Origin of the sequence: uncultured Corynebacterium sp., from assembly GCF_902782855.1 — a bacterium.
GTDB lineage: Bacteria > Actinomycetota > Actinomycetes > Mycobacteriales > Mycobacteriaceae > Corynebacterium.
This window is the reverse complement of record NZ_CACZOO010000278.1, coordinates 1-23,007: the sequence shown is the minus strand read 5'-3', so window position 1 is coordinate 23,007 and position 23,007 is coordinate 1. Positions and strand designations below refer to the sequence as shown.

The 23,007-nt window shown below is 67.6% G+C and carries 19 protein-coding genes; 14 read left to right on the top strand and 5 right to left on the bottom strand.

Going from position 1 to position 23,007, the window contains the following annotated elements:
• Positions 1-11: 11 nt before the first annotated feature.
• Positions 12-254: a DUF3039 domain-containing protein gene (locus tag QZV72_RS11315; protein ID WP_297008543.1), complete on the bottom strand. Its 243-nt coding sequence runs from the start codon at positions 252-254 to the stop codon at positions 12-14.
• A gap of 196 nt (positions 255-450) precedes the next feature.
• Between QZV72_RS11315 and QZV72_RS11310 the strand changes: the two genes are divergently transcribed.
• The 6 genes from QZV72_RS11310 to galE all read left to right on the top strand — a co-directional run bounded on the left by QZV72_RS11310 (position 451) and on the right by galE (position 6,163).
• On the top strand, positions 451-861 hold the full coding sequence (locus QZV72_RS11310; protein WP_297008541.1) for a DUF3099 domain-containing protein: 411 nt from the start codon (positions 451-453) through the stop codon (positions 859-861).
• A complete protein-coding gene (locus QZV72_RS11305) occupies positions 858-2,459 on the top strand; it encodes a methyltransferase (protein WP_297008538.1) in 1,602 nt (533 codons plus the stop codon). Before QZV72_RS11310 ends, QZV72_RS11305 begins: the two co-directional genes overlap by 4 nt.
• The gene (dtd, locus tag QZV72_RS11300; protein WP_297008536.1) at positions 2,456-2,929 is read left to right on the top strand and encodes a D-aminoacyl-tRNA deacylase; all 474 of its coding nucleotides are present in this window, start codon (positions 2,456-2,458) and stop codon (positions 2,927-2,929) included. The genes QZV72_RS11305 and dtd overlap by 4 nt, the downstream gene beginning before the upstream one ends.
• Positions 2,930-3,195: 266 nt before the next feature.
• Positions 3,196-4,368 (top strand): sigma-70 family RNA polymerase sigma factor, encoded by a 1,173-nt coding sequence (locus tag QZV72_RS11295; RefSeq protein ID WP_297008534.1) that lies wholly within the window; start codon positions 3,196-3,198, stop codon positions 4,366-4,368.
• Between the two features lie 103 nt (positions 4,369-4,471).
• Positions 4,472-5,158, top strand: a complete 687-nt coding sequence (locus QZV72_RS11290; RefSeq protein WP_297008532.1) for a metal-dependent transcriptional regulator — start codon at positions 4,472-4,474, stop codon at positions 5,156-5,158.
• 6 nt (positions 5,159-5,164) lie between these two features.
• Positions 5,165-6,163: a UDP-glucose 4-epimerase GalE gene (gene galE, locus QZV72_RS11285; protein ID WP_297008530.1), complete on the top strand. Its 999-nt coding sequence runs from the start codon at positions 5,165-5,167 to the stop codon at positions 6,161-6,163.
• Here galE and QZV72_RS11280 read toward each other — a convergent pair.
• On the bottom strand, positions 6,120-7,490 hold the full coding sequence (locus tag QZV72_RS11280; protein ID WP_297008527.1) for a DUF4192 family protein: 1,371 nt from the start codon (positions 7,488-7,490) through the stop codon (positions 6,120-6,122). The two genes, galE and QZV72_RS11280, sit on opposite strands and share 44 nt — an antisense overlap.
• A 145-nt stretch (positions 7,491-7,635) precedes the next feature.
• Between QZV72_RS11280 and QZV72_RS11275 the strand changes: the two genes are divergently transcribed.
• Both QZV72_RS11275 and QZV72_RS11270 read left to right on the top strand, forming a co-directional pair.
• Positions 7,636-8,631, top strand: a complete 996-nt coding sequence (locus tag QZV72_RS11275; RefSeq protein ID WP_297008524.1) for a PAC2 family protein — start codon at positions 7,636-7,638, stop codon at positions 8,629-8,631.
• Between the two features lie 60 nt (positions 8,632-8,691).
• Entirely contained in the window at positions 8,692-11,256 is a 2,565-nt protein-coding gene (locus QZV72_RS11270) for an RNA helicase (protein ID WP_297008553.1), read from the top strand.
• On the opposite strand, the gene QZV72_RS11265 is transcribed toward QZV72_RS11270, so the two are convergent.
• The gene (locus QZV72_RS11265) at positions 11,243-12,214 is read right to left on the bottom strand and encodes a hydrogen peroxide-inducible genes activator (protein WP_297008523.1); all 972 of its coding nucleotides are present in this window, start codon (positions 12,212-12,214) and stop codon (positions 11,243-11,245) included. The two genes, QZV72_RS11270 and QZV72_RS11265, sit on opposite strands and share 14 nt — an antisense overlap.
• A 172-nt stretch (positions 12,215-12,386) precedes the next feature.
• Here QZV72_RS11265 and QZV72_RS11260 point away from each other — a divergent pair, with 172 nt between their 5' ends.
• The 3 genes from QZV72_RS11260 (at position 12,387) to hrpA (ending at position 17,685) form a co-directional block, all read left to right on the top strand.
• Positions 12,387-12,983, top strand: a complete 597-nt coding sequence (locus tag QZV72_RS11260) for a peroxiredoxin (RefSeq protein ID WP_297008521.1) — start codon at positions 12,387-12,389, stop codon at positions 12,981-12,983.
• Positions 12,983-13,507 (top strand): carboxymuconolactone decarboxylase family protein, encoded by a 525-nt coding sequence (locus tag QZV72_RS11255; RefSeq protein ID WP_297008520.1) that lies wholly within the window; start codon positions 12,983-12,985, stop codon positions 13,505-13,507. The genes QZV72_RS11260 and QZV72_RS11255 overlap by 1 nt, the downstream gene beginning before the upstream one ends.
• A gap of 119 nt (positions 13,508-13,626) precedes the next feature.
• Complete coding sequence (hrpA, locus tag QZV72_RS11250) at positions 13,627-17,685, top strand: ATP-dependent RNA helicase HrpA (RefSeq protein ID WP_297008518.1); 4,059 nt, start codon at positions 13,627-13,629, stop codon at positions 17,683-17,685.
• Here hrpA and nrdR read toward each other — a convergent pair.
• Positions 17,678-18,169, bottom strand: a complete 492-nt coding sequence (nrdR, locus tag QZV72_RS11245) for a transcriptional regulator NrdR (RefSeq protein WP_297008517.1) — start codon at positions 18,167-18,169, stop codon at positions 17,678-17,680. The genes hrpA and nrdR overlap by 8 nt on opposite strands.
• Before the next feature lie 845 nt (positions 18,170-19,014).
• Between nrdR and lexA the strand changes: the two genes are divergently transcribed.
• Positions 19,015-19,776, top strand: coding sequence for a transcriptional repressor LexA (lexA, locus tag QZV72_RS11240; protein WP_297008515.1), 762 nt, complete (start codon positions 19,015-19,017; stop codon positions 19,774-19,776).
• A gap of 89 nt (positions 19,777-19,865) precedes the next feature.
• Here the strand turns inward: lexA and QZV72_RS11235 are convergent, their stop codons facing one another.
• Positions 19,866-21,596, bottom strand: a complete 1,731-nt coding sequence (locus QZV72_RS11235; protein ID WP_297008513.1) for a phosphoenolpyruvate--protein phosphotransferase — start codon at positions 21,594-21,596, stop codon at positions 19,866-19,868.
• Between the two features lie 219 nt (positions 21,597-21,815).
• Here QZV72_RS11235 and QZV72_RS11230 point away from each other — a divergent pair, with 219 nt between their 5' ends.
• Positions 21,816-22,592: a DeoR/GlpR family DNA-binding transcription regulator gene (locus tag QZV72_RS11230; RefSeq protein WP_297008511.1), complete on the top strand. Its 777-nt coding sequence runs from the start codon at positions 21,816-21,818 to the stop codon at positions 22,590-22,592.
• A 140-nt stretch (positions 22,593-22,732) separates the two neighbouring features.
• The gene (locus QZV72_RS11225; RefSeq protein WP_297008510.1) at positions 22,733-23,005 is read left to right on the top strand and encodes an HPr family phosphocarrier protein; all 273 of its coding nucleotides are present in this window, start codon (positions 22,733-22,735) and stop codon (positions 23,003-23,005) included.
• Positions 23,006-23,007: the final 2 nt, after the last annotated feature.

Sequence of the window (23,007 nt, the reverse complement as noted above, 5' to 3'; positions counted from 1 at the left end):
GGGGGCGGCGGTCACTTCTTCCGGAGCCCCCGGTAGATCTGCTCGCAGTCGGGACAGACCGGGGAGCCCGGCTTGGCCTGCCTGGTCACCGGAAATGTCTCACCGCACAGGGCGACGACCATGCGGCCGTTGACCGCGGAATCCACGATCCGGTCCTTCTTGACGTAGTGGAAGAACTTCGGGGTGTCGTCGGAGGTCCGGTCGTCCGTCCGGACGTCGGGGCGCTCAATCGTTGATGTTCCGGGAGTAGTCACGGTAGTCAATCATGCCCCTGCCGCCCGCTCATTTCCACCCGGTCTGCTCCACCCCGGTGACGGGATGACGCCCCGTGGTCCGCCTCCCGTGCGGGCCACGCGGGGTGCGGGGACTACGGTGGTCCCCATGGCTGTGGAGGATCTGGACTGCACGCACCGTCGGACGCGGCATACGGTTCGCGGAGGTTCCCACCGGGTGCGCGGTTCAGACGACACGGTACTGATCACCTCTGCGAAGCGGTCCCGACTCGCGGACTGGCGTCACCGGAGGGTTGTCTACGCCGCACTGCAGCTCTCCCGGATCCCCCTCTTCATCATCGCGGTGGCGATCTACGGCTGGATGCACAATCCGGCGCTCGCGGCACTGGTGGCGGTAGTCTCGCTGCCGCTGCCGTGGGTGGCGGTCCTGCTGGCCAACGACGCCGGGGAAGCCCAGGCGAAGGGCGTGCCCAAGGTCTACAAGCCGGCCCTGGTCCGCGAGCAGCGCGACCGGGAACGTCGTGCGTTGGCCGACCCGGCGACCCGCACCGCACTCGACGCACCACCGGAACGAACCACCGCCAGCCCAGAGATCATCGACGCCGACGAGGAGAACCCCCACCGATGACCACCCCGGACGTACCGGACGCCACCGTGACCCCTCGCGCCGCGGATCCCCACGCGGACTGCCTCGGTGACCTTGTCACAGCCCTGACCGCACTGGACTACGGTCGCGATCTCGTTGTCTCCGTCCTGGGGCCGGTGGGCTGGCGGGAGGCGTTGCAGGGCAGTCCGGGCGCTGCCCTGCGGCGGCTCGCGGCGTCGGCACCGGGTCGCGACACGGTCCTGACGGGTTGCTTCTTCCTGCGGGACGCCACCCCGGTCGACGACCTCCGTGCGCTGCTCGGCGAGGATCTGCTCGACCGGCTCCTCGCAGCGGACGTCCTCGTGCCTGCCGGCTGTGGGTCCCTGGTCAGCACGGTCGACATCCGCCCGGTCGACGTCTCCCGGCACGACGGCCGGGGTCTGCTCGTGGTGTCCGACCCGGACGCCTCACTTGATGTCCGCGTCCCGGGCCCCGATCACGTCCCGGGCGTCGGTCACGCTCCGCTGACCCTGCTCAACCAGGTGCCCCCGGATCGTGCCGGACGGCTGTTGGACCTGGGGACCGGATCAGGGGTCCTGGCGCTGACGCTGGCCGCCGACGAGGTCGTCGCCACCGACATCCACGGCCGTGCCCTCGACTTCGCCCGTGCCTCGGAACGCAGTGTCCTGCGGGACTCAGGTGACCGTCGGCCGGTCGACTGGCGCGAAGGCAGCTGGTTCGACCCCGTCGCCGGTGAGCTCTTCGACCGGATCGTCTCGAACCCGCCCTTCGTCGTCGGCACCGACGGGGTCGGCCATGTCTACCGGGACTCCGGCCTCGAGCTCGACGGCGCCAGTCGACTGGTCACCGCCGGCGCCGCAGAGCATCTGTCCCCCGGCGGCACCGCCCACCTGCTCGGAGCATGGGCGACCGGTTTCACGGAGTCCCCCGCATCGCGGGTGGCGTCCTGGTTGCCGGAGACCGGGATACGGGCCTGGGTCGTCCAACGTGACGAGGTTGACCCGGAGACCTACGTGCGCACGTGGTTGACAGACGAATCCGTGGACCTGCGGACCGCCGCAGGACGTGAGCGCACCCGCCGGTGGCTCGAGGTGTTCGCCGGTCACGGCGTCACACGGATCGGGATGGGCTATCTGCACCTGCAGCGCATCGACGGGCCCACCGAGGTGACGTTCGAGGAGATCACCCACCCGGACCTGGGGTTCTTCGGGGACGAGGTCGCTGAGTGGTTCCTGCGCGCCGGATGGTTGAGTGGGAAAGACGCCGACGATGTCCTCGACGCGCGCTACGCGGTGCGTCCGACCGTGGCGCGGGAGTCGGTGGAGCTGCCGGATCCCGCGGGTGTCGGGTTCCGTGGAGCGGTCCTGCGACTGACCCGGACCGATGGTCCGCGGTTCAGCCACGAGGTCGACACCCCGTTGTCGGCGGTGGTGGCCGGTCTCGATCCGCGGGGGCTGGGTCTTCGGGACACCGCCGGCCTGTACTGTGCGGTCAATGATCTGGACGAGGAGTCCTTCACCACGGCTCTCGTGCCGCTGGTGGTCGATCTGGTGCGGCACGGTCTGCTGCTTCCCGCGGATCTCATCGACCACGGTGACGCCGTCGGCGGTGTCCGGTGAGGGCGGTGGTCAGTACCGTCTCCTCGGCACAGGTGACGGTTGACGGTGAAGTGGTCGGGGCGGTCGACGGCGACCGGGACAACGCCGGGCGCGGTGCGCTGCTCGCCCTGGTGGGTGTCGGCCGGGACGACGCCCCGGACGCCTGGCGGACGGTGGCGCGTAAAATCGCCGAACTCCGGATCCTCCCCGCCCCCGGCGAGCCGTGGGACGCCGTACGCGGTTCCGGGGCGGTGGACAACGGTGCGGAGATCCTGGTCGTCAGTCAGTTCACGCTCATGGGGGCGACGGCGAAGGGACGACGCCCGTCCTGGTCGGCGGCCGCCCCCGGTGAGGACGCCGAGAGAGTCATCGATCAGCTGGTGACGGAGCTCCGCGAGCGGGGCCTGTGGGTGGCGACCGGACGGTTCGGGGCGATGATGCAGGTCTCATCGGTGAACCAGGGGCCCTTCACCGTCATCATCGACGCCTGAGGTCTGTTTCCGGCGGTTCTGACGCCACGTCGTCGACGCCCCCGGCCGGGGGTGGATTTCCGCTGTCGGAACATGCGGATTCGCGATAGACTGTGCCGAATCCATCAGTGCTGGACATGGACGGACCACAGCTTCCCCGCCGGTCATGGCCGACTGCCGCCGGGCATCCGCTGCAACGTCACCGGAACCACCCCCGGGAACAATTCGCGGGAGGTGACCGTTGGACCAGTGAGTGCTTCGGACAACACACCCGGGAGGTCACCCGCATGAGTAACAGCAACAACAGCAGGACCGCAACCACGGTCGAACCTGACACCCTGGTCATCGAGTCAGTGGCGAACACCGACGCCAGCGACACCATCAACGACGTCGACGAACTTGACGAACATGCCGCCGACGACACGGACAACCCGGACAACGGGACCGCCGTGGACACGACGGACGTCACCGGCACCACCGACGAGGGCTCCGGTGACGCCTCCGACGAGCGACCCAGGGACAAGGGCCGTCGGCGGGGGAACAACGAGAATCCCTCCGCCGACCTCGTACGTGTCTATCTCAACGGGATCGGCAAGACCGCACTGCTCACCGCCGCCGACGAGGTGGAGCTCTCACAGCGCATCGAGGCGGGGCTCTACGCCGAGCATCTGCTGGAGACCGGGGAGAAGTTGACCCGCGCCCGTAAGCGTGACCTGAAGATCCTCGCCAGGGAGGGCCGTGCCGCCCGCACCCACCTGCTCGAGGCGAACCTGCGTCTGGTGGTTTCCCTGGCAAAGCGTTACACGGGCCGCGGTATGCCGCTGCTGGACCTCATCCAGGAGGGTAACCTCGGGCTGATCCGCGCCATGGAGAAGTTCGACTACGCCAAGGGGTTCAAGTTCTCGACCTACGCCACCTGGTGGATCCGTCAGGCCATCACCCGCGGTATGGCGGACCAGTCACGAACCATCCGGCTCCCTGTCCATCTTGTCGAGCAGGTCAACAAGCTCTCCCGTATCAAGCGTGAGATGTACCAGCACCTGGGTCGTGAGGCCACGAACGAGGAACTCGCCGAGGAGTCGGGCATCGATGAGTCGAAGATCGAGACACTGCTCAAGCAGTCGCGTGACCCGGTGAGTCTGGACATGCCGGTCGGCTCAGACGAGGAGGCGCCGCTGGGTGACTTCATCGAGGACGCGGACTCGACCGACGCCGAAGCCGCGGTCGTGGCGTCACTGCGTCATTCCGACGTCCGGGCGGTCCTGGACACCCTGGAGGAGCGGGAGCAGGACGTCATCAAGCTGCGCTACGGCCTCGACGACGGCATGCCCCGGACCCTCGACCAGATCGGCCGGAGCTTCGGCCTGTCACGGGAACGGGTCCGCCAGATCGAACGTGAGGTCATGGCGAAGCTGCGGGAGGGTGAACGCGCGGAGAAGCTGCGCGAATACGCCGTCTAACTGGGGGTATCGCCGGGCTACCCCGTGACGGCCCGGAAACGTGTAGTTTATGGGTGATTGGCACGTTTAGTGAGAACGACTATCACGGAAAGGCCGTTGTCGAGTGAAGGATCTCGTCGATACCACTGAGATGTACCTCCGGACGATCTTCGAACTGGAGGAAGAGGGCATCCCGCCGCTGCGCGCACGCATCGCCGAGCGCCTTGAGCAGTCGGGACCGACGGTCAGCCAGACCGTCGCCCGTATGGAGCGTGACGGTCTGCTGTGGATCGCCGACGACCGCTCCCTCAAGCTCACCGAGGAGGGCCGCGCCCACGCCACCGCGGTGATGCGTAAGCACCGTTTGGCGGAGCGGCTGTTGCTCGATGTCATCGGGCTTCCCTGGGAGTCCGTCCATGACGAGGCCTGCCGGTGGGAACACGTCATGGGTGACGAGGTGGAGAAGCGTCTGCTCACCGTCCTCGACAACTACGAGACCTCCCCGTTCGGCAATCCGGTGCCGGGCCTGGAGAAGCTGGGCTCGTCGTCGGTGCCGAACCCGACCGACTCCCACCGGGCCTCCGATCTCGATCTGAGCACCCCGACAACGGTGCAGATCGTCAGCTTCAACGAGATCGTCCAGGTGGAGCACAAGGTCATCACCCGGCTCGGTCAGTACGAGATCCGTCCGGGTTCAGTCGTCACCGCCCAGGACACCCCGGACGGGCTGTCGCTGACCTCCACGGTCGGCACCGTCACCGTCCCCGACGAACTGGGCCACGCGATCCGCGTCGTCGTCAGGGAGGCCTGACCGGGCATGCCGCTGAGCACCGGAGCACATGTCCTCGTCACCGGCGGGGCAGGCTATGTCGGCAGCGTCTGCGCCACCGTGCTGGTGGAGCAGGGCTACCGGGTCACCGTGATCGACGACCTGTCGACCGGTAACCGGACGGCTGTCCCGCAGAGCGCGACGTTCATCGAGGGTGACGTCCTGGATGCCGCCCCGGGCGTCCTCTCCGACGACTGCGCGGCCGTCTTCCACTTCGCTGCGAAGTCTCTGGTCGGCGAGTCCGTGGTCTCTCCGGCGAAATACTGGTCGGGCAACGTGGTCACCAGCCTCCGGCTCCTCGACCTCATGCGCGCCGCGGGAGTCGACAACCTCGTTTTCTCCTCGACGGCCGCCTGCTACGGTGAGCCGGAGACCGTGCCCATCACCGAGGACCTGCCGACCGCGCCGACGAACCCCTACGGCGCGTCGAAGTTGGCGATCGACAACATCATCACCTCCTACGCCGCGGCCTACGGACTTGGTGCAACGAGCCTGCGCTACTTCAATGTGGCGGGCGCCTACGGCAGCGTCGGTGAGAACCGTGCCGTGGAGACCCATCTCATTCCACTGGTGCTGCAGGTGGCCGCCGGGGCCCGGGAGAAGATCATGATCTTCGGCGACGACTGGCCCACCGCCGACGGCACCTGTGTGCGCGACTACATCCACATCCGGGATCTGGCTGACGCGCATCTGCTCGCGGCGACCTCCAACGAGCCCGGTGTGCACCGGATCTTCAACCTGGGTTCCGGCGACGGATTCAGCGTGCGGCAGGTCATCGACACCTGCCGCAGGGTCACCGGTCATCCGATCCCCGCGGAGGTGGCGCCGCGACGTGGCGGCGACCCCGCCACTCTCATCGCCTCCTCTGACCGGGCGGTGGCCGGACTCGGTTGGACCCCCACCCGCTCGGATCTCACGACGATCGTGGGTGACGCCTGGGCGTTCACCTCACAGCTCGGCGAGCGAGCTCACTTCGCACGACGCTGACACTGTCACGGTCCACGACCCGGCCCAGCAGCGCCCTGACACCCCCGTCCCCCGCGTGGTCGAGGGTGTTGTCCATGTCCCGGACCCCGTCGTCGATCATCGTGGCGATGATACCGGCCGGGCGGCCCTGCCCGGCGGTCTCGACGAGTTCCCGGGCCAGTTGTACGGTCCGCTGGGTCGCCGGCGTCAACGGCGTCCGCCACTGCCCCTGTGCGACAGCACTCTCTACTTCGGCGAGGACCCGGTGTGCGGCGCGGTGCGCCAGGACTCCCCCGGAACCGCACCATGCGGCCATGGACAGCAGCACCAGCGCCCGGTGTCGCAGTGGTCCCCGCGCCAGCCGCGCGGTCTCGGTGAGAAGCAGCTGGACCTCCCTGCCCCGGGGCCCGGTGGACAGGACGATGAGGATGCGGGCGAGACTTTCCCCGGTGCAGGTCCGTGCGATGAACGCGGCGGTTCCCTCCTCCATGAGCAGATCATGGACAAGATCCGACGGGGTCGCGGTTCCCGGTGCTGTTTCCCCCCGGTCCGCGAGTCCGTCCCCCAGGTGTTCGATGAGGGTGCACAGTGCGGTGGTGTCGGCCTCCACGGTTCCCCCGGTGTTGTGCCCCCGCTCCCCCCTGCCCGCCGCATTCACCTCCGGAGCGACGTCCCGGTTCCCGTGTTCCGCGTCACGCCAGCTGTCGGGAAGGACGTCCCGTAGTCGGTCGGGAACCGGGATGCTGTCGAGCAGCCTGTCGAACTGCGCCTGGTCCGGGATCTCCCCGGGGGTCTGCCCCGCGACATGTCCCGCCGGGCTCTCCGCCGGATCAGGCAATGCGCCGATGGGCCAGTTCCGGTGTCCGTCCGGGTCCTGTGCCCCGTCCAAGGGGATCTCCCACCAGGAGGCCCCCGCGCAGAGGTCGGTGGCCAGGAATGCGGCGGCAGGTGGTGTCTGTCCGGCCCGGAACTCCCGGACCGCGACGTCCACCAGCGGCCCTGCGTCGCCCCCGACGACAACAATGATGACGGAACAGTCGGTTCGGTTGCGGTTGGCCCGCATCAGGGCCCGTGCTGCGGCGGTGACCGCGCCCTCCACCAGGTCAGCCCGCACGACCGGGCCTACCTCGGAGGAGGTGGCACGGACCCCGGGCGGGTTGTCCGGTCCGCCGGGTGACCTGCTGAGCCCGAGGAATATCATCGAGTTCTCTGGCCGGAAGCCTAGCATGGCTGGCACTGCGGCGATGAGGGCTGCGGTGTCGTCGCCGAGGTCGACGTTCGCGCGGCCGGGCGGTGCGTCGCCGGGAATAGCGTGGCTGGGATTCCTGTTGTCGGATGTGTAAGTCATGGGGTGATCATCCCCCACCTCCCGGGTGTGACTGTCCGGTCCGGGCAGGTTTCCGCAGGACCCTGTGGACAACTCGGAGGTTGTGGACAGAGATTGATACTCTGGTCGGACCATCACGGTCCCGGAGTGGAAGGAGCAGCGGACAATGTCCGAGAATGACCGCATGTACGAGCTCGAGTACCCTGCTCCGGGCACTGGTGACCCGGCCCGCGGCATACCGTTGGTCATCGCCCTCCAGGGCTACGCCGACGCAGGTCAGGGTGTCCAGCAGTCTGCCCAGCATCTGCTCCAGGCTTTGGAACACCGCCCTGTCGCCACGTTCGATGTCGATGCCCTCGTCGACTACCGGTCCCGCCGTCCCGGTGTGACCATCGACCGCAGCCGGCTCGTCGGGAGCGAGGATCTGTCGCTGACGCTGCACCGGCTGGAGGACTCCCTCGGACATCCTTTCCTGCTGTTGGAGGGCCCGGAGCCGGACCTGAGGTGGAACGCCTTCAGCAGGGCGGTCACCGAGTTGTCGACCAGCCTCGGGGTGGAGCGGGCGGTGGCGCTCTACGCGGCACCGATGACGGTCCCCCACACCCGCCCGCTTGTCGTGTCGGCGCATGCCTCGGATCCTGCACTCGTCGCGGATCTGCAGCGGTGGGAGTCCCGGATGATCATCCCGGGATCCGCGGCGCTGCGGACCGAGCTGTCGCTGGCGAAGGCCGGAGTGGAAACCGTCGGGCTGACCGCTCACGTGCCCCACTACATCGCCGCCTCGGACTACCCGGAGGCCACCTACGGGCTACTGCACGCCGTGGAGCGGGTCGGGGATCTGGAACTCCCGCTCCGTGCGCTGCAGGCGGACATGGAGAAGGTCCGTGCCCAGCTCGCCGAGCAGGTCGAGGAGTCGGGTGAGATCGGCACGGTGGTCGCCGCCCTGGAACGGCAGTACGACGAGGAGATGGCGCGGTTGCGCCGGCGTCAGGAGAACAGTCTTCTGGCCCCTGGTGAGGAGGTGCCCTCCGGTGAGGAACTGGGCGCGGAGTTCGAACGGTTCCTCGCCGGCATGTCCGGCGACAGCAGAGACGGCACTGACGGCCCGGAGGACGCGGAGGGCCCCGACGGCCGGGCCGGTCACCCGGAAGAGGACGACTGAGCAGGTCGACGTGCCACTGACGGTACGGTGGAGGGCGTGAATTCCGCGCACCCCGATTCCATGTCCCCCGTCCAGCCCACGCTCGCCGATCAGCTGCCCGACCTGGCCGAGGTTCCGGAGTCACTGCTGGATGATGCGGTCCTCGAGTCTTTCCTGGCTTGGGCCCGGGACCGGGGTATCACGCTGTATCCGGCGCAGGAGGAGGCGGCGACCGCGCTGGCCGTCGGGGACAATGTCATCCTCGCCACCCCCACCGGGTCCGGGAAGTCCCTGGTCGCCATGGCCGCCCACTTCATCGCGCTGGCGCACGGCGGGCGGACTTTCTACACTGCGCCGATCAAGGCGCTGGTCAGTGAGAAGTTCTTCGCGCTGTGCGAGGTCTTCGGCCCGGAACGGGTCGGCATGATGACCGGTGACGCGACCGTCAACGGTCGGGCACCGATCATCTGCGCCACGGCGGAGATCGTGGCGAACATCGCGCTGCGCGACGGGGCGGACGCGGCGATCGACCAGGTCGTCATGGATGAGTTCCACTACTATTCCGAGCCTGACCGCGGCTGGGCGTGGCAGGTGCCGTTGCTGGAACTGCACCGGGCACAGTTCCTGCTCATGAGTGCGACGCTGGGGGACACCGGCTGGCTGGAGAAGGACCTCGAACAGCGGACCGGGAGAACCAGCACCACGGTCGCCGGGTCAACCCGACCGGTGCCCCTGGACTTCCACTACGTGTACACTCCCGTCCACGAGACCGTCGAGGAACTGCTCGAGCAGGGCAAGGCGCCGGTCTACCTGGTCCACTTCTCCCAGCGCGAGGCTGCCGAACGTGCCCAGTCACTCACCAGCGTCAATCTACTGGGGGACAAGGCCCGCACCATTGAACGCAAGGCCGCCATCGCCGCAGCGATCGGCACCTTCCGCTTCTCCTCCGCGTTCGGTAAGACCCTGTCGGGCCTGCTTCGCAAGGGGATCGGCGTCCACCACGCCGGCATGCTGCCGAAGTACCGGCGACTGGTGGAGAAGCTCGCCCAGCAGGGTCTGCTCACCGTGATCTGTGGCACGGACACTCTCGGTGTGGGGATCAACGTGCCGATCCGGACCGTGGTCCTCACCGGGCTGGCGAAGTACGACGGGGTCCGGCACCGCGTCCTGAAGTCCCGGGAGTTCCATCAGATCGCGGGCCGTGCCGGCAGGGCCGGCTACGACACCGAGGGCACGGTCATCGTCGAGGCCCCCGACCACGAGATCGAGAACCACCGACTACGGCAGAAGGCCGGATCAGACCCGAAGAAGCTGAAGAAGATGCGGAAGAAGCACGCGCCGGAGGGTCGTGCCACCTGGTCGGAATCGACCTTCGACCGGTTGACCACCGCCGAGCCCGAGGAGCTGGTGAGCCAGTTCCGGATGACCAACGCCATGCTCATCAACGTCATCGCGCGCAACCAGTGGACCTACGCCGCGTTGAAGGCCCTGCTGCGCGGGAACCACGACACCCGGGCGAAGCAGAACCAGGAGATCCTCACCACCGTCGACCTCTACCGGGGCCTTGTGCGCGCCGGTATCGTCGAGGAGGTTGCCGCGGAGACCCCGTCGGGCAGGGACGCCCGGCTGACCCGGGATCTCCAGCGTGACTTCGCCCTCAACCAACCGCTCTCCCCGTTCGCGTTGGCTGCCCTCGATCTGCTGGATCCGGACTCCCCCACCTACACGCTCGACATCGTCAGCACCTTCGAGGCGATTCTCGACGATCCGGGGCAGATCCTCACCGCCCAGCAACGTGCCCGCCGCGGTGAGGAGATCGCCGCGCTGAAGGCCGAAGGCGTGGAGTACACCGAGCGGATGGTCCTCATAGAGGAGGTGACCTGGGACATGCCGCTGAAGGAGGAGCTGGAGCAGGCGTACGGGATCTTCTGCGAGACCAACCCGTGGGCGAAGGACTTCCGCTTGTCGCCGAAGTCGGTGGTCCGGGAGATGATCGAGAAAGCGATGACCTTCTCCGACCTGGTGTCGACCTACTCGCTGGCCCGCGCCGAGGGCGTCGTGCTGCGTTACCTCACGGACGCGTGGCGGACGCTGGGCCACAGCGTCCCGCCCGAGCACCGGACCGATGAGCTGGAGGACATTCTGGTGTGGCTCGGTGAGCTCATCCGTCAGGTGGACTCCTCCCTCGTCGACGAGTGGGCGGCAATGTCCGATCCGGATGCCCCGGTCACCGCGGAGCAGGTCGCCGAGCACGCCTTCGGTGTCGGGGACGCCTCGTCGCTGACGTCGAATCCGCGGGCGCTGCGGCGGATGGTGCGCAACCTCTTGTTCCGGCATGTGGAGCTCTTCGCCTTCGAGCGGGAGAACCAGCTCGCCGAACTGGATTCCGTCCTCGACGCTGCGCCGGACTGGCCGGCGGAGATGGACGCCTACTTCGACGAGTACGATGACGTCGGCACGGACACTGCCGCGCGGTCCGGGGATCTCGTGCGCATCACCGAGGACACCGGGGAGTGGACCGTCCGCCAGATCATCGACGATCCGGAGGGTGACCACGGTTGGGCGTTCGAAGGGGTGGTGGATCTCGCCGCCACCGACGACGCCGGCGAGGTACGGTTGAGCAGTCTTCGGGTCATCCGCGGCTGAGTGCCCGGTCCAGGACGGTCCGCCCGGCGGTGACGGACTCCGCGAAGGAGGTCGCCAGAGTCGCCGAGATGGTCCCGAAGTCCGCCGCGCGTCCGGAGCTCGACCGGTAGCACAGGTACACCGAGCGTCCTGCGGTCCCCGCCCCACCTGAGAAGGTGGCCAGCTCGAGACCCGGATGGTCGCATTCGGCGGCGACCGCGCTGATCGGGACGAGGGTGCACCCCAGACCGCCGATGACGCACTGGACGATGGTGGTCAGGCTGGCGGCCCGGGTGACCGCCTGTGCCGCCTCCCTCCCGACGGCCGCGGACCGGCACAGGTCGAGCACCTGGTCGCGCAGGCAGTGTCCGTCGTCGAGCAGCAGCAGATCGAGGTCATCGAGTTCGGCGACGGTGAGGTCGGAGCGTCCTGCCAGGGGATGCCCGGAGGGCATGACGAGGACGAACTCCTCATCGTAGATGTGGAGGCACTCGGTACCTGTGGCGGTGATCTCCCCGGCGACGACGGCCGCGTCAAGTCCCCCGTGTTTGAGCGAGTCGATGAGGTCGGCGGTCTTCTCCTCGACGATCTGCAGCCGGAGGTCCGGCGCGACCGAGGGAAGTCGGCGGAGCAGATCCGGGAGCAGAAACGGGGCGATGGTCGGGATCATGCCGAGGTTCATCGGGCCGACGAGTCCGCCCCGGGCGCCGCGGGCGTGGGCGACGAAGGCATCGAGACTGTCGAGACTGGCCTGCGCGTAGGGCAGGAGGGCGTTCCCCACCGGGGTGACTATCACACGCCGGGTGGACCGTTCGATCAGTTGGACTCCCAGTCCCTGTTCCAGAGCGGCGAGCGCCTGGGAGAGGGAGGGTTGGGATATGCCGAGTCGGTGTGCCGCTGTGCCGAAGTGTCCGTTCTCTGCGATGGTCACGAAGGTGCGCAGCTGGGAGACCGTCGGACGAAACTCTCTATTGGCCATACCTATAAAGGTACTCCCCCGACTGCCTATCACCCTATCTGCAAACACATATAGCACTTTCCTATTGCATCGCTGATGTCTTATCGCTTTTGCCTTTGCATTTTCGCGCGTCCCGTGCCATAATCGGGGGTGGTTCAAGATCAAGAGTCTTTCGCCTTAGGAGGCAAACACCGTGTCCATTCTCACCGTCGGCGACCAGTTCCCCGAGTTCAGTCTCACTGCCCTCAAGGGCGGCGACCTGCACGAGGCCAACGCACAGTCCCCGGAGGACTACTTCGAGAACGTGAGCCTCGACAAGTACCAGGGCAAGTGGAAGGTCGTCTTCTTCTACCCGAAGGACTTCACCTTCGTCTGCCCGACCGAGATCGCCGCCTTCGGCAAGCTCGACGAGGACTTCCAGGACCGCGACACCCAGATCCTCGGCGGTTCCACCGACAACGAGTTCGCCCACTTCAACTGGCGCGCCACCCACCCGGAGCTCAAGACCATCCCGTTCCCGATGTTCGCTGACGTCCGCCACGACCTCATCCGCGCCCTCGGCGTCGAGAACGCCGACGGTGTCGCCGACCGCGCCACCTTCATCATCGACCCGGACAACGTGATCCAGTTCGTCTCCGTCACCCCGGACGCCGTGGGCCGCAACGTCGACGAGGTCCTCCGCGTCCTCGACGCCCTGCAGTCCGAGGAGGTCTGCGCCTGCAACTGGCAGGCCAACGACCCGACCAAGAACATCAACAAGATGGATGTCGTCCAGGAGGCCCTGAAGTAATGTCGATCGAGAACCTCAAGGGCGGTCTGCCCGAGTTCGCCAAGGACCTCAAGCTGAACCTGGGCACCCTCGCCCGGTCCACCGAGCTCTCCGAGCAGCAGCTGTGGGGCACCTTCGTCGCCACCGCCGCTGCCACCCGCAACGACCAGGTGATCTCCGAGATCTCCGAAGAGGCCAAGAGCCACCTTTCCGACGAGGCCTACAACGCCGCCCTCGCCGCCGCATCCATCATGGCGATGAACAATGTCGCCTACCGCGCCCGTGGCTGGCTCGGGGCCGACTACTCCCAGGTCCGTATGGGCCTGCGGATGAACGTCATCTCCAAGCCCGGCATCGAGAAGGCCGACTTCGAGCTCTTCTCCCTCGCCGTCTCCACCGTCAACGGTTGTGAGCACTGCACCATCGCACACGAGAAAACCGTGCGCGAGGAGGGACTCACCAAGGAGCAGGTCTTCGAGGCTGTGAAGATCGCCGCCACCGTCACCGGTGTCGCCCAGGCCCTGCAGATCGCGGACGCCAGCTAGATCCCGCCGTCCCCCTGTCCCGCACCCTGTGCGGGCAGGTGCGCCGGGCACCGTTCCCCCTCATCCGGGGCCACGGTGCCCGGCGTCCCGCGTTGTAGGACCGATGATAGGATCGCCGAGTGGATTCCGAGGACAGAAAGCCGACACACCAGGCACGACAGGGCTCCGGACGGCGCCGCAGGCGGCGTCCGGGCGGACCGGATCGTTCACGGACGGCAGGGCCGCTGCGCCAGAATCTCGACCGTAACCTGCACTTCCCCGAGGGGCTGCCGGTCTCTGCCCGTCGCGACGAGATCATGGCGGCGATCCGGGACCACCAGGTCGTCATCGTCGCAGGTGAGACCGGTTCCGGCAAGACCACCCAGCTACCGAAGATGTGTCTGGCGCTCGGGCGCGGCGCCCGCGGCAGGATCGGACACACCCAGCCACGCCGGATCGCTGCCCGCAGTGTGGCGGACCGGATCGCCGACGAGCTCGGGGAGAAGGTCGGCGAACCCGGGGGCCGGGTAGGTTACAAGATCCGGTTCGATGACACGGTCTCCGATTCGACCGCCGTGAAACTCATGACTGACGGCATCCTGCTGGCGGAGATCCAGCACGACCGGCTACTGCGCGCCTATGACACGATCATCATCGACGAAGCCCACGAGCGCAGCCTCAACATCGACTTCCTGCTCGGATACCTCCGCGAGATCCTGCCGAAGCGCCCCGACCTCAAGATCATCGTCACCTCCGCGACAATCGACCCTGAGTCCTTCGCGAATCACTTCGCGGACGCCGACGGCAAACCCGCCCCCGTCATCGAGGTCTCGGGACGCACCTACCCCGTCGAGATCCGGTACCGGCCGCTGGTGCAGGTCGTCGGCGCCGACGACAACGGTGACGGTGGTAAGGAGGTCGAGACCGATCCGCTCGAAGGGCTCCTGGACGCCGTTCGCGAACTCATGGCAGAGGGGCCGGGCGACATCCTCTGCTTCTTCTCCGGTGAGCGGGAGATCCGGGACGCCGCGGACGCCCTGTCCGACGCGAACCTCCGTGGCGGAGTCGACATCCTGCCGCTGTTCGGCCGACTGTCCTCGGCCGAACAGCACCGGGTGTTCTCCACCGGGCCGAAACGCCGCATCATCCTGGCCACGAACATCGCCGAGACCTCCCTGACCGTGCCGGGGATCCGCTATGTCGTGGACACCGGCTACGCCCGCATCTCCCGCTACTCCCACCGCACCAAGGTCCAGCGCCTCCCCGTCGAGGAGATCAGTCAGGCGTCCGCCCGCCAACGCTCCGGCCGCTGCGGGCGTACCTCCGACGGCATCGCCGTGCGTCTGTACTCCGAACAGAATTTTGAGGCCCGGCCCGAATTCACCGACCCGGAGATCCTCCGCACCCACCTGTCCAGCGTCATCCTGTCGATGGCTTCCCTGGGACTCGGTGACATCTCCGAGTTTCCCTTCCTTCAGCCGCCGGACAAGAAGTCTGTGCGCGACGGGATCCAGCTGCTCCAGGAACTGGGGGCCTTCACCCCGGGCGATGGCGAGGCGCCGGCGACCTCCACCGACCGCCCGTTGACGGAGATCGGACGCGACATGGCGCGAATCCCCACCGATCCGCGGCTGGCTCGCATGCTCGTCGCCGCGCACGAGCGCAGCGTCCTCGAGCAGATCGCGGTGATCGTCGCCGCACTGAGCATCCAGGACGTTCGCGAACGACCGATGGAGAAACAGGCGCAGGCGGATCAGGCGCACGCCAGGTACAACGCCGATTCGGACTTCATGTCGCTGCTCAAGCTGTGGAACCACCTCCAGGAGAACCGGCAGGCCCTGTCCGGCAACCAGTTCCGCCAGCTGTGCAAAAGGGAGTTCATCCACTATGTCCGGGTGCGGGAGTGGACCGATCTGGTGCGGCAGTTCCTCACCGTGATCCAGGAGCTCAACTGGAAGGTGCCGAACATCCGGCACGTCCGCAACCTCACCTTCGAACTTGACAAGGGTGGTGCCACGGCGCTGGCCGAGGATGACGTGCACAAGGCACTGCTGTCCGGGTTACTGACGAACACCGGTCTGCGCGAGGGAAACTCCCGCCGGTTCCTCGGCACCCGCGGTACACATTTCGTCATTCACCCCTCCTCTCACCTGGCGAAGAAACCGCCGCAGTGGGTGATGGCCGCCGAGCTGGTGGAGACCTCACAGGTCTTCGCCCGGACCGTCGCCCCGCTCACCCCCGAGTGGGTCGAGGAGGTGGCCCCCCACATGGTGAAGTACACCTACGCGGAGCCGCACTGGTCATCGAAGCGGGGCGCGGCGATGATCCACGAGAAGGCGTTGCTGCTCGGCCTGCCGATCATCGCAGACCGCACCGTGGCACTGTCGAAAGTCGATCCGGTCGCTGCCCGTGAGACCTTCATCCGGTCCGCGCTCGTCGAGGGAGACTGGCACACCCGGCACAAGTTCTTCAGCCACAACCGGGACCTGCTGGAGAACGCCACCCTGCTCGAGGAGAAGGCCCGCCGGCGCGACATCGTCGTCGACGACGACACCCTCTACGACTTCTATGATGCCCGGATACCCCCGCAGGTCGTCTCCGCCAGGCACTTCGACTCCTGGTGGAAGAAGGCCCGTCACGGGTCCCCCGACCTCCTCGACTTCACCGAGGACGCCCTGATCAGCTCGGACAGCCAGGCCGCCCAGGCACGTGAGTTCCCGGACACGTGGCGCCAGGGTTCGGTCGAGTATGAGCTGGAGTACGTCTTCCGTCCCGGCGATCCGGCCGACGGCATCACCATGAGGGTCCCACTGCCACTGCTCGCCGGCCTCGACGACACCGACACCCGGTGGCTCGTCGCCGGTATGCGTGAGGAACTCTGCGTCGCCCTGATCCGGACGCTCCCGAAGCACCTGCGCACCGGTGTCGTGCCCGCCGGTGAGTTCGCCCGGGCCGCGCTGGCGAGAATGACCCCGTACGACGGGGCGGTCGACGATGCCCTCGCGGACGCGTTGCGCAGCCTCGGTGGCACCGGGATAGGTGGATCGGACTTCGACTGGTCGAGGGTTCCCGACCACCTGCGGATGGCCTTCGCCGCCGTCGACCGGCGGGGCAAGGTCGTCGCCCGGTCCCGGGACCTCGCCGGACTGCAGCAGGAGTTGGCGGGGGAGATCACCCGGTCCATCGCCACGGTCGCGGCTCGACAGTCCACCGGCGCAGCCAGCTCCCCCGACCCCTCGGATGCCGCGAACCACCGTAGCGGGAGCGGACGGAGGCGACGCGGTGGTCAGCAGGGCCGACGGCCGAATCACAACGAATCCTCCGGTGGGGGTACAGCTGTGCTCGCCCGGGACACGGAATGGGGCGTCGACGGTATCGGCGTGATCCCGGAGACCGTGGAGTCGGTGGTCGACGGCCAGCCGGTGACCGCGTACCCGGCTCTGGTGATCGACGATTCCGGTGTGGCCCTCCGTGCGTACCCGTCACTGACCGCCGCGTCCGGCGCCCAGTTCACCGCCGTCCTGCACATGATGCTCAGCGCCTGTCAGGTGCAACCCAAGCAGATGGTCAAGGGGCTGCCGCTGCGTCAACGGGTCGCCGTGGAGAACTACCCCCATGGTGGACCGGACGCGTTCGTCGAGGACTGCCGGGTCCTGGCCTGCCGGGACCTGCTCGGCGAGTTCGGCCCGGTCATCCGGGACCCCGACCGGTGCGCCGAGGCGGTCGCCGCAGCCCGGGACCGCGGGCCGGGGATGGTCCGCCAGACTGTGGTGGCCGTCGCACCGGCGGCTCTGGCCGTCGCGGACATGGGTGCGGAGCTGAAGAACTGGGAGGGTGAGTCGATCACCGAGATGCGTCAGCAGCTGGAGTTCTACCTGGGCCCCCACCGGATCACCCGCAACGGCGCGTCACATCTGCGCCATGTGCCCCGGTATGTGGCGGCGATGCAGGCCAGACTGACGATGCTGGAGCAGGATCCCGACCGGGAGGAGGACCTCGCGGATCAGATCAGGGAGTGTCTCACGGCCGTACGGGAGACCCGGGACCGGTTGCCGAAGAGCCGTGCCGCATCGCCGCAGATCAAGGACGTCGAGTGGCTCATCGAAGAGTTACGTGTCGCGCTGTTCGCCCAGAACCTCGGTACAACCCGGACAGCCAGTGTGCAGCGGGTGCACAAGGCCCTCCGGAAGATCAGCTGACTGCGTCCTCCACTGTCCGCTGACCCCGCTGTCCGTCCTCCCCCGCGCCCCGGAGCAGCCGGATCTCGTTCTCGAAGTCCTCGGCGCTCCGGAAGGACTTGTAGACCGAGGCGAACCGGAGATACGCGACCTCATGGAGGTTGCGTAGCGGCTCGAGAATCGCCAGACCGATGTCGTTGGCGTCCACCTGTGATCCGTGGTTCGCACGGATGGTCTGCTCCACCTCGTGGGCAAGGACCTTGAGCGCGTCATCTGACACGTCGAGCCCCTGGCACGCCCGAGTGACACCGCGGATGACCTTGTCGCGGCTGAACTCCTCCGTCACCCCGTTGCGCTTGGTGACCAGGAGGATCGACCGCTCCAGGGTGGTGAACCGTGTACCGCACCTGGTGCACTCCCTTCTCCTCCGGATCGCCGAACCGGATTCCACGGTGCGGGAATCGAGGACCCGGGATTGTTCGGATCGACACGAGGGGCAGAGCATGACAGATTCTCCTGGGGCGTAACCGGGCTTCGGACGCCGTCCATCGTAGCGCCGCTCGCCTAGAGATCCGGCTGTACGGTACCCGGGCCCCCGTCCGCCGCACCGGTCACACCGCCAGTTGTGACCGAACCGACCACCGGGGTCACCGGAGGCGGGTCGGCCGGTTCCGGGGCAGCGAGCAGGGGGCTCAACCCGATCATCAGGAGACAGCCCAGCCCGCCCAGAAGCACCACTCCGGGAGACTGCAGTACCATGGCGGTCCGACGACGGGTCCGCCACCACCAGTTCGCCTCATCGAACGCGCGTTCCCTGTTCCGGATGCTCCTCCCCCCGTACTCCCGGATCCGTACGGAGGGTCGGAGCGCATCGCCGGCCCCCGAAGTGTTCGAACCCGAACCCTCGGGCACGGCAGACCAGTCAGGTCGACAGACCCGCTCCCGGTGTGCACGGCACCGGACGGGGCGGGTGCTGACAGCTGGTGTGGACATGGCGTGCGCTCCTCTCGACGTTGTCGCCCGGAAACCTTGTTCCCCGGACGCGGACAACAGTTCAACATCCGAACCGGACACTGGACCGTGACACCCTCTCGAACATCGTCCGTACGTTCGATATCTCTCGTTCATCCGCGAAGATAGCACGGATGTTCGACCACGTCCAGAGATCTGCGGAGGTTTTCGAACATGTTGATAGGGAAAGAGACCGAAGTCATGTATGGTCGAGGGAAGGCAGGCCGGATAAGCGCCGGGTAAACGCCGGACAGACGCCGGACAGACGCCGGACAGACGCCGGACAAGGCCGAGACAAGGCCGAGACAAGGCAAGGACAAGGCAGGGAGCGGAAGAACGATGGCACAGGCAACAGGGCCGGACGACGCGACTGGTGGCGGGGTCCGTCGCGGCCGCCCCAGGGGATCGGTGACCGCCAGGGGCACGGACAAGACGGACGGGAAGGGCCGCGAGAAGCTCTCCGAGCGACAGAGGCGAATCCTCGACGTGATCAAGGACGGCATCCAGTTCCGCGGCTACCCGCCGAGCATCCGGGAGATCTGCGACGCGGTCGGGCTGAATTCCACCTCCTCCGTCTCCTACCACCTGAAGGAACTGGAGCGGAAGGGCTACCTGCGCCGCGAGGGCAACAAACCCCGCGCGGTGGACATCCGCGGCCTGGACCCGACGGATTCAACCTCGAAGCCTGGCCCGAAGCCTGCATCTGTGCTGCCCAAGGGCATGCCGGAGCCGTCTTTCGTGCCGGTGGTCGGACAGATCGCGGCCGGCAGCCCGATCCTCGCCGAGGAGCACGTCGAGGGTCACTTCCCGCTGCCCCGGGAACTCGTCGGCAGCGGAGAGCTCTTCCTGCTGCAGGTTGTGGGGGAATCCATGCAGGACGCCGGCATCCTCAACGGTGACTGGGTGGTCGTGCGGTCACAGCAGACCGCCGAACTCGGTGAGTTCGTCGCCGCGATGATCGACGGTGAAGCCACCGTCAAGGAGTTCCATCCCAGCGACGGCACCGTGTGGCTCCTCCCCCACAACCCCCTGTTCGAACCGATCCGGGGTGACGAGGCCGAGATTCTCGGCCGGGTCGTCGCGGTCCTGCGCAAGATCTGATCCGACACTCCGCCGGGGCTTCTCCAGAAGCCTCCGCAGTCAGAACCGTTCAGAACCGTTCAGGGCCCATGTTCAGGGCCCACCGTCAGTCAGCGGCCGATGACCGCGGCGGCGGCCGCCCGGGCTTCTTCCGCGCCTTCGGCGTTGAGCGCCGCCGCCGCCATCTCGCGGCAGGTCACGAAGTCCACGTCCCCGAGCTGCGCACCGACGGCCGCCAACGCGGGCGTCGCCGCGGACAGTGAATTGACACCGAGCCCGGTGAGCACACAGGCGAGCAGCGGGTCGGCCGCCGCTTCACCGCACACCCCGACCGCTGTTCGGGTCACGGAACCCGCCCGACACGTCGTGTGCACCAGATGGAGCACCGCCGGCTGCCACGGATCGGTGAGATAGGCCAACGAAGATGACAACCGGTCCGCCGCCATCGTGTACTGGGTCAGGTCGTTGGTCCCGATCGACACGAAGTCGAGATAGGACATCATCTTCTCCGCCATCAGCGCGGCGGCGGGTACCTCGATCATCGCCCCCGCCGTCAGACCACGCTCATGGCACAGACCCGCGAACCACTGAGCTTCGTGGACCGTCGCCACCATCGGGGCCATCACCCAGGTGTGCGCCGAGGAAGACATCCTGCCCGATATCTCCAGCGCCGCAGAAATTCCGTCGAGCTGGCGCTCCAGGAGCTCCCCGTTACCCCTTGCGATACGTAGTCCGCGCACACCCAGCGCCGGGTTCTCCTCGTCCTCGGCATTGACGAACGGCACCGGCTTGTCGGATCCTGCGTCCAGTGTCCGCACCACGACCTTGCCCCGGGGGAATGCGCGGAACACTTCGGCGTAGCGCTCTGCCTGCTCCTCGACCGAGGGCTCCTCCACCTCACTGAGAAAGCACAGCTCGGTACGGAACAGGCCGATGCCCTCAGCCACCGACGCCGCCGCCTGCCTCGCGGTCGCACCGTCCTGCACATTCGCCAACAGCTGCACGCGTTGCCCGTCGGAGGTCCGGGCCGGTCCCCGCCACCCGCGGACCTTCTCCGCGTACGCCGCAGCACCTGAGACGCGGCGTTCCGCGTCCTGTGGAGCCACCCCGGACTCCACGGTGCCCCTCCCGCCATCGACGAGGACCTGTTCGCCTTCCACGATCTCACGCAGCGCCACGCCCGTGGCCACGACACAGGGAATGTCGAGCTGTCGGGCGATGATGGCGGTGTGGCTCGTCGCCCCACCTCTCTCCGTGACCACCGCCATGATCAGCGACGGGTCCAGAGTGGCGGTGTCCGCCGGTGCCAGATCATCGGCGAGCAGCACATGCGGCGACGTGACCTGGGGGATCCCGGGTTCCGGGTCACCCCGCAGCTCGGCGATGACACGGTCACGGACGTCGGCGAGGTCGGTGACCCGCTCCGCCATGACTCCGCCGGCCTTCAGGAACATGTCGATGAAGTCCCCGGTGGCCTGGCGCACCGCGTACACGTTCGTCTGGCCCGCCGCCACGGACTTCTTCACCTTTCTCGCCCAGGCCCGGTCGCGCGCGATCGCCACCGTGGCCTCCAGAACCTGGCGGGCGTGCCCGTCCACATGAACCGCGCGTTCGGAGAGGCGTCCGGCAACCGTCTCCACCGCGGCGGTGAAGGCCTCGTACTCGGCGTCCCGACGGCCCTCCGCCACGGTTTCCGTGGGCTCCGGAAGAGCCGGTCGCGCGGTAACCCAGGTGGTCGGCGCGAACACCACACCAGGGACCACCGGCTTACCCTTCACCACCTCCGGCCCCCGGCAGGGACCGGACCCCCCGACGGTGGACGGGCTGTCTGACTTACTCACTTGAAGGCTCCCACTGGTGTGTCGACGGCTGTTGGTGAGCCCACGATACCTGTGTCCGGACCGACAACTCGACCCGTGGCACCACCCCCGTCCCCGACCCCCGATGACCGTCCGTCGCCCCCGTCCGGATCCCCCGTTGCCGCGGGGGCCTATGATCGACGCCTACCATCTGGGGATACAGCTCTGTCCTCCCCACCCCCGTCCCCCGAAACGAGCACCGTGAATTCCGAAGAACGTCGCCGCCAGATCGCGTCCCTGACCGCCGTGCACGGCAGGGTCACCGTCGTCGAACTCGCGGACCGCTTCGATGTCACCCCCGAAACGATCCGCCGCGACCTCACGGTACTCGACGACGAAGGAGCCCTGCACCGTGTCCACGGTGGGGCAGTCCCCACCAACACCTTCCAGACCCGGGAGACCGCCATCGAGGAACGCCGCGGAGCGGCACCGGAGGCGAAGGTACGGATCGGACGGGCCGCGGCCGCGTTACTGCCTGCGACCGGGACCGTCTTCCTCGACGCCGGGACGACCACCGCCATGCTCGCCCACGCCATCGCCGAAGACCCCTCCAGGGGACGCAACCTCACCTTCCTCACCAACTGCCTGCCGATCGCCGTACGGCTCGGCTCGGCGGGGATCAGCGACGTCCAGTTGCTCGGCGGTCACATCCGGGCCATCACGCAGGCCGTTGTCGGCGACATCACCCTGCGCACCATCGGCATCAATCACGCCGACATCGCCTTCATCGGCACCAACGCCCTCTCCCTCGACCACGGACTGTCCACTGCGGACGCCCGTGAAGCGGCCGTGAAGCGGGCCATGATCGCCAACGCGGACCGGGTCGTCACGATGTGTGACTCCACGAAGTTCGGCCGCGACTACCTGGTGAGCTTCGCCCCGGTCACCGAGGTGGACACCGTGGTGACAGACACCGGCATACCCGCCCAATATCTGGAGGCACTCGAGGGCGAGGAGATCGACGTCATCCGGGCGTGACCGCGGGACAGACTCGTGACGGACTCCCCACCGGGTCGTGTCGCGGACCCTGCCGACCGGATCGTTATAGGCTGGGGCGCGGACACCACCGTCCGCCTACCCGACCAGCCCTGAAACCAGTAAGGACCGTGAACCCCATCATGGCTTCGACCACCGTCACCGTCGGCTCGACCGTCGGTCTGCACGCCCGCCCTGCCACCGTCATCGCCGAAGCCGCCGCAGCCTACGACGATGAGATCCTCATCACTCTCGTCGACGCCGATGAGGATGACGAACCGGCGGACGCCACGTCCTCGCTGATGATAATGGCGCTCGGTGCTGAGCACGGTGACCGGGTGACCGTCTCCTCTGACAACCCGGCCGCGGTCACCGCGATCTCCGCGCTCGTCGAGAGGAACCTCGACGAGGCGTGACG

Coding starts and splice junctions, on each gene's coding strand:
- QZV72_RS11280 (WP_297008527.1), bottom strand. CDS start 7,490: ATGACTTACACATCCGACAACAGGAATCCCAGCCACGCTATTCCCGGC.
- nrdR (WP_297008517.1), bottom strand. CDS start 18,169: ATGCTCTGCCCCTCGTGTCGATCCGAACAATCCCGGGTCCTCGATTCC.
- QZV72_RS11295 (WP_297008534.1), top strand. CDS start 3,196: ATGAGTAACAGCAACAACAGCAGGACCGCAACCACGGTCGAACCTGAC.
- QZV72_RS11265 (WP_297008523.1), bottom strand. CDS start 12,214: ATGGCCAATAGAGAGTTTCGTCCGACGGTCTCCCAGCTGCGCACCTTC.
- QZV72_RS11225 (WP_297008510.1), top strand. CDS start 22,733: ATGGCTTCGACCACCGTCACCGTCGGCTCGACCGTCGGTCTGCACGCC.
- lexA (WP_297008515.1), top strand. CDS start 19,015: ATGGCACAGGCAACAGGGCCGGACGACGCGACTGGTGGCGGGGTCCGT.
- QZV72_RS11255 (WP_297008520.1), top strand. CDS start 12,983: ATGTCGATCGAGAACCTCAAGGGCGGTCTGCCCGAGTTCGCCAAGGAC.
- galE (WP_297008530.1), top strand. CDS start 5,165: ATGCCGCTGAGCACCGGAGCACATGTCCTCGTCACCGGCGGGGCAGGC.
- QZV72_RS11275 (WP_297008524.1), top strand. CDS start 7,636: ATGTCCGAGAATGACCGCATGTACGAGCTCGAGTACCCTGCTCCGGGC.
- QZV72_RS11270 (WP_297008553.1), top strand. CDS start 8,692: ATGTCCCCCGTCCAGCCCACGCTCGCCGATCAGCTGCCCGACCTGGCC.
- QZV72_RS11305 (WP_297008538.1), top strand. CDS start 858: ATGACCACCCCGGACGTACCGGACGCCACCGTGACCCCTCGCGCCGCG.